Genomic DNA, 12,435 nt, shown 5'->3' on the forward strand with positions numbered 1-12,435 from the left:
GGAGTCCGACAGAGTCGACACGCTCCCCTAGGGTGTGGGGGCATCGGACGACGAGGACGACGACCGAGGACGACGGACGAGGGGGACGGGCAGCCGTGGCATCGGGGGAGCACGAAGGGCCGCGCGGGGACGGGGAGCTGACGGGGCGTCTGCTGGGCGGACGCTACCGCGTCACCGGGCGTATCGGGCGCGGCGGCATGGGCGTGGTGTGCCGCGCCGAGGACGAGGTGCTGGGGCGGGACGTCGCCGTCAAGATCCTGCGCGCCTACACGGACGCCGCCGCGTCCGAACTCGCCGACATGCGTGCCCGTATGCAGCGGGAGGCCCGCGCCGCGGCCCGGATCCGCAACCCGCGCGTGATCACGGTGCACGACGTGCTGGAGGAAGAGGGCCGCCCCGTCATCGTGATGGAGCTGATCGACGGCCCCTCGCTGGACGGCGTGCTCCACGACGACGGGCCGATGGACCCCGGCGCCGCCGCCGCGCTGGGCGCCGAGGTCGCCGACGCGCTGGCCTCGGCCCACGCCGTCGGCGTTCTGCACCGCGACGTCAAGCCCGGCAACGTGCTGCTGGACTCCGGCGGCCGCGTCGTGCTGACCGACTTCGGCATCGCCAGCATCGAGGCGCCGGAGGACGGCGCGGAGGGCGCGGAGGGCGCCGCCCGCCTCACCCGCAGCGGCGAACTCGTCGGCTCGCTCGACTACATGCCGCCCGAGCGCGCCCAGGGCGACGACTTCGGCAAGCCCTCGGACGTCTGGGCGCTGGGCATGACGCTGTACGCGGTGGTGGAGGGCGCCGCCCCGTTCCGCCGTACGTCCGTCTGGTCCACCCTCTCCGCGATCATCACGGAGCCGCTGCCCGAGCCCCGCCGCGCGGGCGCCCTCGGGCCCGTGCTCGCCCAGCTCCTCGCCAAGGACCCGGCGGCACGCCCCGACGCGGCGCGCGCCCGCGAACTGCTGCGCGAGGCCGCGGAGTCGGCGGGCGCCGCGGCGGCCGGGGACCGGGCGACGGTGGTGGTACGGGCACGGCGGGACGGCCCGGCGGAGGAACGACCGGAACAGCTGGTCTCGAACGCGCCCGCGGCCCCGGAGAAGGCGGAGCCGCAATCGGCCGAGGGCACGGCCGCGCCGGGCGGGCGGCGCCGTCGCCGGGCCGTCGTCGTGGCCGCCGTCGCGGCGGTGCTCGCGCTCGCGGGCGGCGCGACGGCGTACAGCGTGCTCGACCGCGACGAGCCCGGCGGCTCCCGCGACAGGGACAGGGCCGGGGGTGCCCCGTCGAAGCCCGGCTCCTCCGCGTCCCCGGACGGCGGGGGACAGGCGGGCGGCAAGGACGGGAAGGACCGCGAGCGGGGCGGAGGGCCCGACGGCCGCGAGCGCTCGGGGAAGCCGTCCGGGGCCGCCAGCAAGGGCGGCGGCGCGGTCGGCGGCGAGGGACAGGACGCGGGCGGTACGGGCAGCGGCGGCACCGGAGGACCGGGCTCCGACGGCGGCGGTGCGGGCGGCGGCGCGGCCGACGGCGGCGGCTCGTCCGGACAGGACGGCGGGGACGGCGGCGGCGACGGGGGAGGGGGAGGGGGAGGGGACGGCGGGAACGGCGACGGCGGTCCGGGCGGCACCACGCCGCCGCCCGCGTGCACCGGCGGCGGCACCGCGTTCACCTGCACCGTGGCGGGCGAGGCGCCCTCCCGTATCCGTACCGGCAAGCAGGTCGGCACCGTCTCCGCCGGACCGCGGCGGATCTACTGCCAGATCAACTGGAACACCGAGGACACCTTCGACGGCCGCACCAACACCTGGTCGGTGAAGACCGACGACGACAGCGGCAACGAGGACGTGTACGTGGGCGCCGCCTACATCGCGGGCACGGAGAGCGACGAGCGCATCCCGGGCGTCACGCTCTGCCGGGAGAGGTGACCGGCGGGCACGGCCAGTTTTCTACGCCCCGTTCGGCCTTCGGCAGCTCGAACGGGGCGTGAGTGACGCTCACTCCGCTCCCGGCCACGACTCCACGTCCACGACGTCCACGACGGCGCCGACCGGCAACGACCCGTAGATGTGCGGGAAGAGATCCGTGCCGCCCGGCACCGGAGGCTCGTACCGTACGGGTGCCGTCAGCCGCTCGCTGTCGATGACCAGGACGACGAGACGGCCGGGCTCCGGGCGTTCGCCGTACAGCGCGCGGGCGACGGCCGGGAGCTGGTGGCGCAGCGAGGCGTGGATGAACCCCACCTCGCCCAGCGTGCGGCCCTTGGTGGACATCTGGTACGTCCCGGCCGCGCGCGCCTCCTCCCACAGGACACGCTCGGTGAGGTGCAGCAGCTCTGTCATGGCACGACGCTAGACAGCGCGCCCGGCACCTGTCAGCCGGGTCAGCCGGGAAAACCCGCCTTCGCGTACGCGGCGGGGGAGACGCCGACGGCGCTCGTGAAGTCGCGGACCAGATGGGCCTGGTCGGCGTAGCCCAGCTCGGCGGCGAGGCGCGACCAGTCGGTGCCGGGATCGAGGGTGGCCCGTTCCAGGGCCTCGTGGACGCGGTAGCGCAGGATGGCCCACTTCGGGCTGACGCCCACGTACGTGGCGAACAGCCGCTGGAGCGTACGGACGGAGACGCCCTCGTCGGCGGCCAGTTCCTCGACCCGCAGCACCGTACGGTCCGTACGGACGCGGCGCGCGAGCGCCCTCGCCTGCTCGGCGCCGGGGTCGGCGTGCGGCCCGTGGGAGAGCAAGAACGCGTCGAGCGCCGCGACCCGCGCGTCCTCGTCCTCGGGGCCCAGCACGCGGGAGGCCGCCGTCGGCGCCGCGTCGGCGCCGGGGAAGACGTCCGCCAGGGGGAGCTGGGCCCCGGTGAATGCGGAGACCGGGCGCGGCGGGGAGAGGAACGGGCGGAAGCCGCCGGGCACCAGCTGCACCCCGCACACCCGGCCCGTTCCCTCCAGCTTCGTGGAGAACAGGCCGGTGCCCACGCCCGCCACCAGCCCGGTCTCCGGGGCGAGGCCCGCGGGGCCGCGCCGTTCGAAGACGAGGTTCACGGCGGGGTGGGGCACCACATGGGAGACGTACGGCTCGTCCAGGTCCCAGTCGATCAGCCAGTAGTGCTCGACCCAGGGGCGCAGCGGCCCGGCGGGTGCCCTGCGCCGGAACCGGACGCGCGCGAAGAGCCCCGGGGCCTCGACGATGCCGCGGGTGTCCCGGCGCGGCGCGGAGCCCTCACCCGGAACGGGGTCCTCGCCCGGAACGGGGTCCTCACCCGGAACAGGACTGGTGGAACGGTTCTGGCCTGCCATGACAGCGATGTTGCTGCGTCGTGTCGTGTTTCTTCAAGCCGGGGTCCGGCGACCGGCCCTACGCTCCGGTCATGGCCAACGAACTCAGCGAACTCATGGAGCGCTCGGCACGCCGCACGGTGCCCGTCGTCCAGGGCGTGACCGACGCGCGGCTCGGGGACCCGACCCCGTGCTCCGAGTACGACGTACGGGCCCTGCTGAACCACCTCTTCCACGTGGTGGTCGGCTTCCAGGCGCTGGCCGCCAAGGACACCGCCGACTTCAGCACCACCCCCGACTACCTGGACGGCGACTGGCGCGCCCGCTTCGGCGAGGAGACCGGCAGGCTGGTGGCCGCCTGGGGCGAACCCGGCACGCTGGAGGGGAAGTCCCAGGGCTTCGGGATGCCGCAGCGCACCGTCGCGCACATGGTCCTCGGCGACCTCACCGTCCACGGCTGGGACCTCGCGCGCGCCACGGGGCAGCCGTATGCCCCGGACGAGACCGTGATCGGCGAACTCCTCCCCGCCTTCGCCGCCATGGGCCCCATGGCCCGCGAGTCGGGCGTCCTCGGCGAGGAGGTCCCGGTGCCCGAGGACGCGCCGCCTTTCGAGAGGCTTCTCGGACAGATGGGCCGCGATCCGCACTGGAAGGTGTGACGGCCGGAAGGTGTGTCGGAGGAATTCCCGGCGGTTCCGGTCGGCTAACTGCGGAATGCGGAATTCTTTTCCTGTGCGTGTGTACGCGACCCTCCGCCCCTGGTTATGCTGCGGTCGCGAACGGATGCCGGGTCATCCGGGAATAGTGGGTCCGGATGGCGGCGAGTTCCGCACTTATGGAGGCGGGACCCCTCCGGAAATCCCGCGCCGAGCGTGCGGGTGAATTCGTTCGCTGCCTCATTTCAGCGACTTCGACGGGTGGTGCAGTGTTTATCTCAAGGAATGCGAAAGGCGCGGACAAGGACCGGACCTTACGGTGGCTCGGGCGGGGAGCGGTGACGCTGCTCGCGGCCGGTGCCCTCGCGGCCGTACCGGCGACGGCCGCCGTGGCGCTGCCCTCAGCGCCCGCGGGCAGCGGTGGTGAGCGGGTGAGCGACAGCAGGACGGCGCCCTCACTCGTGGGTACCTGGGCGGTGCGCGCGACCGGAGAGGACGGCAGCGTCAACAACACCGTCATCAGGTTCGCCAAGGACGGCACCCTCAGCAACGAGTCGGGCACCGGCACCTGGAAGAAACTCGGCCCCGGCCTCTTCTCGTACCAGCTCACCGAGCACATCTACGACGACAGCGGTGCCCTCCTCATGCGGATCGAGATCGAGCAGAAGGGCGTGCTCAAGAGCGGTAACTCCTTCGCCAGCGCCGGTTCCGCCGAGACGTTCGACCCGAGCGGCACCTCGCTCGGCACCACCAAGGTCCGCGGCCAGGGGACCCGCCAGTGAGCCGGCCCCGCTGACGCGTCCCCCCTGCCGTCACCCGACCCCCTCATTCCCGCTCATTCCTGGTCGCGCGCCCGTCCTGCGCGCCGGGGCGCGCGCGCCGTGCCCCTTTCGGCGCGGGCAGAGCCGCCCCGGCGCGTTTCCGGGGCAGGGTGATGCGGGCAACTGAACGGGGACGACGGATGAGGGGGGACCACCGTGATCGTCTGGCTGAACGGCGCCTTTGGCGCGGGCAAGACCACGACGGCGTACGAACTCCTGGACCTGCTCCCCGGAAGCACGCTCTACGACCCTGAACTCATCGGCGCCGGCCTCAGAAAGATGCTCCCGAAGGAGCGCGCCGGGCAGATCGGCGACTTCCAGGACCTCCCCTCCTGGCGGCGGCTCGTGGCCGACACGGCCGCCGCGCTGCTCAGCGAGGTGCGGGGTCCGCTGATCACACCCATGACGCTGCTCCGCCGCGACTACCGCGACGAGATCTTCGGCGCCCTCGCCTCCCGCCGGATCCCGGTGTGCCACATCCTGCTGCACGCCGGGGAAACGATCCTCCGGGAACGGATAGCCGAACGGGCCGCCACCGACGGCGAGTCCACCGGCGCCTGGTGCCTCCGCCACCTGGAGCCCTACGCGGAGGCCCTGCCCTGGATCACCGCCGAGGCCCATACGGTCGACACCTCGCGCCTCACCCCGCGCCAGACGGCGGAACGCGTGGCCACCGCCGTGCGCGCGGGGGCCGGTGCCGTCGACATCGTGCAGACCCCGGAGCCGACCGCCGAGACGGTCGCCTCCGGGGTCCTGCTCTTCGACGAGCGCGACCGGGTGCTCCTGGTCGACCCCACCTACAAGCCCGGCTGGGAGGTCCCCGGCGGCGTCGTCGAGCCCGGCGAGGCCCCCGCCCTCGCCGGGGTGCGCGAGGTCGGCGAGGAACTGGGCCTGCGTCTGCACGAGGAGCCCCGGCTGCTCGTCGTCGACTGGGAACCCCCGGACCCGCCGGGCTTCGGCGGCCTGCGGCTCCTCTTCGACGGCGGCCTCCTCGCGGCCGAGGACGCCGCCTCGCTGCTGCTCCCGAGCGCGGAGCTGCGCGGCTGGCGCTTCGTGACGGAGGAGGACGCCGCCGGGCTCCTCCCGCCCGTACGCCTCGACCGTCTCCGATGCGCCCTCCGCGCCCGCCGCGAGGGCCATCCCCTCTACCTGGAGGCAGGCGTCCCCGTCGGCGCCCGCAACCTCTTCTGAGGACTCGCGCGACTCGCGCGACTCGCGCGACTCGCGCGGCTCACGCGACTCCCGTGACTACGCGCCGGTCGTCGCGTAGCGGCGGAGGAACTCCGCCACCGCCACGGACATGCGCTCCAGCTCGCGCGGGTCGACGCTCTCGTTGACCGCGTGGATACGGGCCTCCGGCTCGCTGAGGCCGATCAGCAGGATCTCGGCCTCCGGGTAGAGGGAGGACAGGGTGTTGCAGAGCGGGATCGAGCCGCCCTGTCCGGCGACGCGCATCTCCTCGCCGTCGTACGCCGAGCGGAGGGCAGCCTCCATCGCGGCGTACGACGGGCTGGAGGTGTCGGCGCTGAAGGGCTGGCCCTGGCCGACGGTCTCGGTCGTGACGCGCGCGTTCCACGGCACGTGCGACTCCAGGTGGGCGGTGAGGAGCTCGACGGCCTTGTGCGCGTCCGTACCGGGCGCGATGCGCAGCGAGACCAGGGCCCGGGCGCTCGCCTGCACCGAGGGGGTGGCGCCGACGACCGGCGGGCAGTCGATGCCGAGGACCGAGACGGCGGGGCGCGCCCAGACGCGCTCGGCGACCGATCCTGTGCCCGCCAGCTGCACGCCGTCCAGCACCCGGGCGTCCTGGCGGAAGACGTCCTCCGGGTACTCCATGCCGGGCCACTCGCCGTCCGCGGCGAGGCCGTCGATGACGGTGTTGCCGTCGGCGTCGCGCAGCGAGTCGAGGGTGCGGACGAGGGCTGCGAGCGCGTCGGGGGCCGGGCCGCCGAACATGCCGGAGTGCAGATTGCCCTCCAGTGTGTCCACCTGGACGCGCACCAGGGCCATGCCGCGGAGCATCGCCGTCACGGTCGGCACGCCGTTGCGGAAGTTGCCCGCGTCGCCGATGACGATCGTGTCGGCCGTGAGCAGCTCCGGGTGCGCCTCCGCGTACCGCTCCAGGCCGCCCGTGCCCTGCTCCTCCGAGCCCTCCGCGATGACCTTGACGGTGACCGGCACCCCGCCGTTCGCGCGGAGCGCGCGCAGGGCGAGCAGCAGCATCAGGAAGCCGCCCTTGCAGTCCGCGGCGCCGCGCCCGTACCAGCGGCCGTCCTCGCGCTCGGTCAGCTCGAACGGGGGCGTGTGCCACGCCTCCTCATCGAGCGGCGGCTGCACGTCGTAGTGCGCGTACAGCAGGACCGTCGGCGCGCCCGCCGGGCCGGGCAGCAGGCCGTAGACGGACTGGGTGCCGTCGGGGGTGTCCAGTATCGCGACGTCCTGGAAGTCCTCCGCGCGCAGCGCGTCCGCGACCCAGCCCGCCGCGGCCTCGCACTCGCTCCGCGGGAACTGCTCCGGATCGGCCACCGAGCGGAACGCGACCAGCTCGGCCAGCTCCTCCCGGGCTCGCGGCATCAGCGCGGCGACGGAGGTGGCGAGGTCCGAAGGGGTCTGCGGCATGGGGAACGCTCCTTGTGGGTGCGACGTTGGCACACGTGTACGCAGACATGTGTACCGCACATCCGCGGTGGCGGAGGCCGCCGGGAGCCCGGCGGCGGTCCGCCGCGAGAACGGGTGCGCGAGCGCCGTAGGATGCGGTGGACCATGCAGGAGCCGAGCTCGGGCGGGAGCAGAAGCACATCGTGAGCAGCGAGAACGCAGCCGGGGGAACCGAATCCGAGGGCGCCGCCGCCGGTGGCCCGGAGGAGAACGCGGTCTGGGACGTCGTCGTGGTCGGAGCGGGCCCCGGCGGGGCCTCGGCCGCCTACGCCGCGGCGGTCGCCGGACGGCGGGTGCTGCTGCTGGAGAAGTCCGAGCTGCCCCGGTACAAGACGTGCGGGGGCGGCATCATCGGCCCCTCGCGCGACGCCCTGCCGCCCGGCTTCGAGCTGCCGCTCCAGGACCGTGTGCACGCGGTCACCTTCTCCCTCAACGGGAAGCTGGCCCGTACCCGCCGCTCCCGGAACATGCTCTTCGGGCTCGTCAACCGGCCCGAGTTCGACCAGAGCCTCGTCGACCACGCGGTGAAGGCGGGCGCCGAGGTCCGCACCGGCGTCACCGTCTCCCGCGTCGAGCAGCACGGCCCCGCCGTGCCCGACCGGCGCACCGTCGCCGTCGTCGTCGCGGGCGAGGACGAGCCGGTGCTGGCCCGCGCGGTCGTCGGCGCCGACGGCAGCGCGAGCCGCATAGGGGCCCACGTCGGCGTCAAGCTGGACCAGGTCGATCTGGGCCTGGAGGCCGAGATCCCGGTGCCCCCGAGCGTCGCCGAGGACTGGGCGGGCCGGGTGCTGGTCGACTGGGGTCCGCTGCCGGGGAGTTACGGCTGGGTCTTCCCCAAGGGCGACACCCTCACCGTCGGCGTGATCTCCGCGCGCGGCGAGGGCGCGGCCACCAAGCGCTATCTGGACGACTTCATCGCCCGCCAGGGCCTCGCGGGCTTCGAGCCCCGCATCTCCTCCGGGCACCTGACCCGCTGCCGTACGGACGACTCGCCGCTCTCCCGCGGACGCGTGCTGGTCTGCGGTGACGCGGCGGGACTGCTGGAGCCGTGGACGCGCGAGGGCATCTCCTTCGCGCTGCGCTCGGGCCGCCTCGCGGGGGAGTGGGCCGTACGGATCTCCGAGGCGCACGACGCGGTGGACGCCCGCAGGCAGGCCCTCAACTACGCGTTCGCGGTCAAGGCCGGGCTGGGCGTCGAGATGGGCGTCGGACGGCGGCTGCTGCGGATCTTCTCGCGCCGCCCCGGCCTCTTCCACGCGGCGCTGACCGGCTTCCGCCCGGCCTGGAACGTCTTCGCCCGCTTCGCCCGCGGCGCCACCTCCCTCGCCGAGGTCGTCCGCACCCACCCGGTGGCCCGCCGCGCCCTGGACCGCCTGGACAAGGCGGAGGCCCGCGAGGCGCGGAACGCCGAGAGCGCCGGAACCGCCGCAGGGGACGACGGCCAGGACGGAGGCGAGGGCACCGGCACCTCGGTCGCCCAGCCTTCGTCACCGTCGTCGCCCTCGTCACCCCCGTCCTCGTAGGCGGAGCCCGTACTGCGCGGGGAGTAGTCGTGATCACCGCGCTCGGCTGACGCCCGTTCGCGGCCGGCCGGTCTAGCGTGGCCGGCATGCGGCAATCCTCCGGGGGTCCGTCCCCCGCGCCCACCCCGCGCGAGCGCGGTGGCCCCGGCCGGTGGGGCACCTCCGGCGGGCCGCCGTGGCAGCGGTGGCTGGCGCACACGCCTTCGGCGCGCTCGTATCCCTGGCGGTCGGCGCTCTTCGTGCTGGTCTTCCAGCAGGTCGGCTCAGGCTTCGCCGCCGAGGGGCAGCGGGGGGAGAGCGAGCGGCTCGGGCTCGACGTGTTCGCGCGGGGCCTGCTCACCGTGGGGCCGCTGCTGCTGCTGTTCCGGCACCGCTTCCCGCGGCTCGCGGTCTTCGGCGCCAGCGCCGCGGCGCTGGTGTACCTGGGCGCGGGGTACGTGTACGGGCCGGTGCTGCTCAGCGTCGTCGTCGCGGCGTTCTCCGCGATCGTCGCGGGGCACCGGTACGCCGCGTGGGGCGCGCTCGGCGCGCTGTGGGCCGGGCACTCCGCGCTCATCCACGTCCTCTACCGGTGGCTGCCGCCGGACGGGGACGCGCCCGGGACGAACGACTGGGGCTCGGACCTGTTCATGCTCGCCTGGATCGTGGCGGTCTGCTCCGCCGCCGAGCTTGCGCGCGTACGGCGGGCCGAGTGGGCGCGGCAGCGGCGTGAGGCCGAGGAGGCCGAGCGGCGGCGCGCCGACGAGGAGCGGCTGCGCATCGCCCGCGAGCTGCACGACGTGCTCGCGCACAGCATCTCGGTGATCAACGTGCAGGCGGGCGTCGGCCTCGCGCTCCTCGACTCCGACCCCGACCAGGCCCGTACGGCGCTGACGACCATCAAGTCGGCCAGCAAGGAGGCGCTCGGCGAGGTGCGGCAGGTGCTGGACACGCTCCGGGCGCCCGGGGACGCGCCCCGCGCGCCCGCGCCCGGACTCGACCGGCTCCCCGAACTCGCCGAACAGGCCGCGGGCGCCGGGCTCCGGGTCACCACCGGTACCGAGGGCGCCGCGCAGCCGCTGCCGCCCGGCGCTGACCTGGCCGCGTTCCGCGTCGTGCAGGAGGCGCTGACCAACACCGTGCGCCACTCGGGCTCCCGTACCGCGCGCGTACTGCTGCGGTACGGCGCGCACGAGCTGGAGCTGCGCGTCGACGACGACGGACCCGCCACCGGCGACGGCCCGACCGGCGGCGGCAACGGGCTCGTCGGCATGCGCGAACGCGCCGCCGCGTTCGGCGGCACGGTCGAGGCGGGGCCGCGCGACGACGGCGGCTTCACGGTCCGCGCCCGCATCCCGCTCCGGCCTCCGGCTGAGCCCCACGAGGCGGACGGCCCGCCGCTACAGTGAGCCGTCCCGCCGCGAGAACCCGTCCGCCGCGAGAAGGAGACCGTTCCGTTGATCCGCGTACTGCTCGCCGACGACCAGGTGCTCGTCCGTGCCGGATTCCGCGCCCTGCTCGACGCCCAGCCCGACATCGAGGTCGCGGGCGAGGCCGCCGACGGCGAGGAGGCGGTCGCCAAGGTGCGCGAACTCGCCCCGGACCTCGTCCTGATGGACATCCGCATGCCGCTCGTGGACGGCCTCGCCGCCACCCGCAGGATCACCGGCGACCCCGCGCTGGGCGGGGTGAAGGTGGTCATGCTGACCACCTTCGAGCTGGACGAGTACGTCTTCGAGGCGATCCGCTCCGGCGCCTCGGGCTTCCTCGTCAAGGACACCGAGCCCGAGGAGCTCGTGCGCGCCGTACGGGCCGTGGTCGACGGCGACGCGCTGCTGTCGCCCGGGGTGACGCGCCGTCTGATCGAGGAGTTCGCGGCCCGCTCCAAGGAACCGGCCGCCGCCGAGGGCCTCGCCGAACTCACCGAGCGGGAGCGGGAGGTGATGGCCCTCGTCGGCATCGGGCTCTCCAACGAGGAGATCGCGCGCCGTCTCGTCGTCTCGCCGCTCACGGCCAAGACCCACGTCAGCCGCACCATGGTCAAGCTCGGCGCCCGCGACCGGGCACAGCTCGTCGTCCTCGCCTACGAGTCGGGGCTGGTGCGCCCCGGCTGGCTCGGCTAGGCGCCGGCGGGCTGGGCCGGACGGCGGTCCTTCTTGCGGCGGACGTAGATCTGCTTGCGTACGCGCGCGACGACCGTGCCGTCCGCCGCCGTGATCTCCGACTCGAACCAGGGGAGCGCCTTGGAGCCGTCGGCCGTGGCCGCGCGGATCTCGTCGAGGCGCTCCTCGGTGAGCGTGAACTCCGCGAAGACGTCCCCGCGCCCCGGCGCGACGTACTCGATCTCCCCGGCCTTGTCCCACACCAGGTAGTCCCGGCCGAGCCGGTTGACCGCGAGCAGCACCCAGAAGGGGTCGCTCATCGAGTAGAGGCTGCCGCCGAACTGGGTGCCGAAGTAGTTGCGGTTGAGGCGGCCCAGCCGCAGCCGTACGCGGGCGCTGCTCCAGTCGTCGGCGATGCTCAGCACCTTGATGCCCGCGAAGCGGTACGGCGGCCACCAGGACATGACGTGCCGGAGGCCCTTGGGCGTGCGCAGGGTCTTGCTCATGGACGCGAAGCTACCACGTTTATTACTGGCCAGTAATGCCAGTCATGCCAGTGATGGAGGACTCGCGGAGGAAGCCGTCCAGCGTCGCGGTCAGCTCGGCCGGGGCGTCCTCCTGGACGAGATGGCCCGCGCCCGGGATGAGCCGCAGCCGGGCGCCGGGGATCCGCTTCGCCAGCTTCTCCGCGTTCTCCACCGGGATCCACTGGTCGTCGGCGCCCCAGCAGACCAGTACCGGGATGTCGATCTCGCCGTAGTGCCGCTCGGCCTCCTCCGTCCAGCGGTGGTCGTTCTGCGCGATCTGTCGGAAGAAGGCGGGCGAGCCGTCCTCGCCGAGCCATGGCGCGACGAGCGCGTCGTGCACGTCGCCGCGCAGGCCGGGGAAGCTCGCGGAGGCGATGTACTCGCGGACGAGCGCCTCGTGCAGCGCGGGCGGGAGCTGGCCGAAGATCTCCGGGTGGGCGCCCATCAGCTTGTAGGTGGGGGAGCCCCAGGAGCCGAACGCGACCACCACGTTCACCAGTGCCAGCCGCTCGTACGCCGCGCCGTGCAGCAGATGCGCGCGGGCCGCGACCGTACCGCCGAAGTCGTGCGCGAGGACGGCGGGCCGCTCCAGGCCCTCGGCCGCGCGCCAGTGCTCCAGCAGCTCGGTGAAGACGCGCGCCTGCGCGCCCAGCGAGACGTCCTGCCCGTCGAACTTGGCCGAGGCGCCGTACCCCGGCATGTCCCAGACGTACACCCGGTGGCGCGGTGCCAGCGCGCGGGCGACGGCGCGCCAGGTGTACGAGGACCAGGGCGTGCCGTGCAGCAGTACGACGGGCGGGAGGCCGGGCTCGCCGAGGGCCGCCCAGCGGACGGTGCCGGAGGAGCTCTCGAAGGTGCGGTCCAGGTGCCAGGTGCCGGAGGCGGGTGTCTGTGTCATGCCTTCACT

The 12,435-nt window shown here is 74.2% G+C and carries 12 protein-coding genes; 7 read left to right on the top strand and 5 right to left on the bottom strand.

Features of this window, described 5'->3' with window-relative positions; genetic code table 11:
* The first annotated feature begins 95 nt into the window (after window positions 1-95).
* Window positions 96-1,913: a serine/threonine-protein kinase gene (locus ACGF3A_RS16370; protein ID WP_393730162.1), complete on the top strand. Its 1,818-nt coding sequence runs from the start codon at window positions 96-98 to the stop codon at window positions 1,911-1,913.
* 69 nt (window positions 1,914-1,982) lie between these two features.
* Here ACGF3A_RS16370 and ACGF3A_RS16375 read toward each other — a convergent pair whose 3' ends face one another.
* Together ACGF3A_RS16375 and ACGF3A_RS16380 are read right to left on the bottom strand one after the other, a co-directional pair.
* Window positions 1,983-2,327, bottom strand: coding sequence for a DUF952 domain-containing protein (locus tag ACGF3A_RS16375; RefSeq protein ID WP_393730164.1), 345 nt, complete (start codon window positions 2,325-2,327; stop codon window positions 1,983-1,985).
* A 41-nt stretch (window positions 2,328-2,368) separates the two neighbouring features.
* Window positions 2,369-3,283: a DUF6597 domain-containing transcriptional factor gene (locus tag ACGF3A_RS16380; RefSeq protein ID WP_393730166.1), complete on the bottom strand. Its 915-nt coding sequence runs from the start codon at window positions 3,281-3,283 to the stop codon at window positions 2,369-2,371.
* 71 nt (window positions 3,284-3,354) lie between these two features.
* Here ACGF3A_RS16380 and ACGF3A_RS16385 point away from each other — a divergent pair, with 71 nt between their 5' ends.
* The 3 genes from ACGF3A_RS16385 (at window position 3,355) to ACGF3A_RS16395 (ending at window position 5,930) form a co-directional block, all read left to right on the top strand.
* Entirely contained in the window at window positions 3,355-3,921 is a 567-nt protein-coding gene (locus ACGF3A_RS16385; protein WP_393730168.1) for a TIGR03086 family metal-binding protein, read from the top strand.
* A gap of 335 nt (window positions 3,922-4,256) precedes the next feature.
* Window positions 4,257-4,700, top strand: a complete 444-nt coding sequence (locus ACGF3A_RS16390) for a hypothetical protein (RefSeq protein WP_393730170.1) — start codon at window positions 4,257-4,259, stop codon at window positions 4,698-4,700.
* Window positions 4,701-4,895: 195 nt separating this feature from the next.
* Window positions 4,896-5,930 (top strand): NUDIX domain-containing protein, encoded by a 1,035-nt coding sequence (locus ACGF3A_RS16395; protein WP_393730172.1) that lies wholly within the window; start codon window positions 4,896-4,898, stop codon window positions 5,928-5,930.
* Between the two features lie 57 nt (window positions 5,931-5,987).
* Here ACGF3A_RS16395 and ACGF3A_RS16400 read toward each other — a convergent pair whose 3' ends face one another.
* Window positions 5,988-7,358 (bottom strand): dipeptidase, encoded by a 1,371-nt coding sequence (locus ACGF3A_RS16400; protein ID WP_393730174.1) that lies wholly within the window; start codon window positions 7,356-7,358, stop codon window positions 5,988-5,990.
* Between the two features lie 182 nt (window positions 7,359-7,540).
* Here ACGF3A_RS16400 and ACGF3A_RS16405 point away from each other — a divergent pair, with 182 nt between their 5' ends.
* The 3 genes from ACGF3A_RS16405 to ACGF3A_RS16415 all read left to right on the top strand — a co-directional run bounded on the left by ACGF3A_RS16405 (window position 7,541) and on the right by ACGF3A_RS16415 (window position 11,022).
* Window positions 7,541-8,920, top strand: a complete 1,380-nt coding sequence (locus ACGF3A_RS16405; protein ID WP_393730175.1) for a geranylgeranyl reductase family protein — start codon at window positions 7,541-7,543, stop codon at window positions 8,918-8,920.
* A gap of 86 nt (window positions 8,921-9,006) precedes the next feature.
* On the top strand, window positions 9,007-10,308 hold the full coding sequence (locus tag ACGF3A_RS16410; RefSeq protein WP_393730177.1) for a sensor histidine kinase: 1,302 nt from the start codon (window positions 9,007-9,009) through the stop codon (window positions 10,306-10,308).
* 48 nt (window positions 10,309-10,356) lie between these two features.
* On the top strand, window positions 10,357-11,022 hold the full coding sequence (locus tag ACGF3A_RS16415; RefSeq protein WP_393730179.1) for a response regulator: 666 nt from the start codon (window positions 10,357-10,359) through the stop codon (window positions 11,020-11,022).
* Here ACGF3A_RS16415 and ACGF3A_RS16420 read toward each other — a convergent pair.
* Together ACGF3A_RS16420 and ACGF3A_RS16425 are read right to left on the bottom strand one after the other, a co-directional pair.
* Complete coding sequence (locus tag ACGF3A_RS16420; RefSeq protein WP_393730181.1) at window positions 11,019-11,507, bottom strand: DUF4442 domain-containing protein; 489 nt, start codon at window positions 11,505-11,507, stop codon at window positions 11,019-11,021. The two genes, ACGF3A_RS16415 and ACGF3A_RS16420, sit on opposite strands and share 4 nt — an antisense overlap.
* A 22-nt stretch (window positions 11,508-11,529) precedes the next feature.
* Entirely contained in the window at window positions 11,530-12,426 is an 897-nt protein-coding gene (locus ACGF3A_RS16425; RefSeq protein ID WP_393730183.1) for an alpha/beta fold hydrolase, read from the bottom strand.
* Window positions 12,427-12,435: the final 9 nt, after the last annotated feature.

Origin of the sequence: Streptomyces sp. NPDC048172, from assembly GCF_043202595.1 — a bacterium.
GTDB lineage: Bacteria > Actinomycetota > Actinomycetes > Streptomycetales > Streptomycetaceae > Streptomyces.

Excerpts from the sequence above, each read along its gene's own strand:
- ACGF3A_RS16375 (WP_393730164.1), bottom strand. The coding sequence starts at position 2,327 with ATGACAGAGCTGCTGCACCTCACCGAGCGTGTCCTGTGGGAGGAGGCG.
- ACGF3A_RS16380 (WP_393730166.1), bottom strand. The coding sequence starts at position 3,283 with ATGGCAGGCCAGAACCGTTCCACCAGTCCTGTTCCGGGTGAGGACCCC.
- ACGF3A_RS16385 (WP_393730168.1), top strand. The coding sequence starts at position 3,355 with ATGGCCAACGAACTCAGCGAACTCATGGAGCGCTCGGCACGCCGCACG.
- ACGF3A_RS16400 (WP_393730174.1), bottom strand. The coding sequence starts at position 7,358 with ATGCCGCAGACCCCTTCGGACCTCGCCACCTCCGTCGCCGCGCTGATG.
- ACGF3A_RS16410 (WP_393730177.1), top strand. The coding sequence starts at position 9,007 with ATGCGGCAATCCTCCGGGGGTCCGTCCCCCGCGCCCACCCCGCGCGAG.
- ACGF3A_RS16420 (WP_393730181.1), bottom strand. The coding sequence starts at position 11,507 with ATGAGCAAGACCCTGCGCACGCCCAAGGGCCTCCGGCACGTCATGTCC.
- ACGF3A_RS16425 (WP_393730183.1), bottom strand. The coding sequence starts at position 12,426 with ATGACACAGACACCCGCCTCCGGCACCTGGCACCTGGACCGCACCTTC.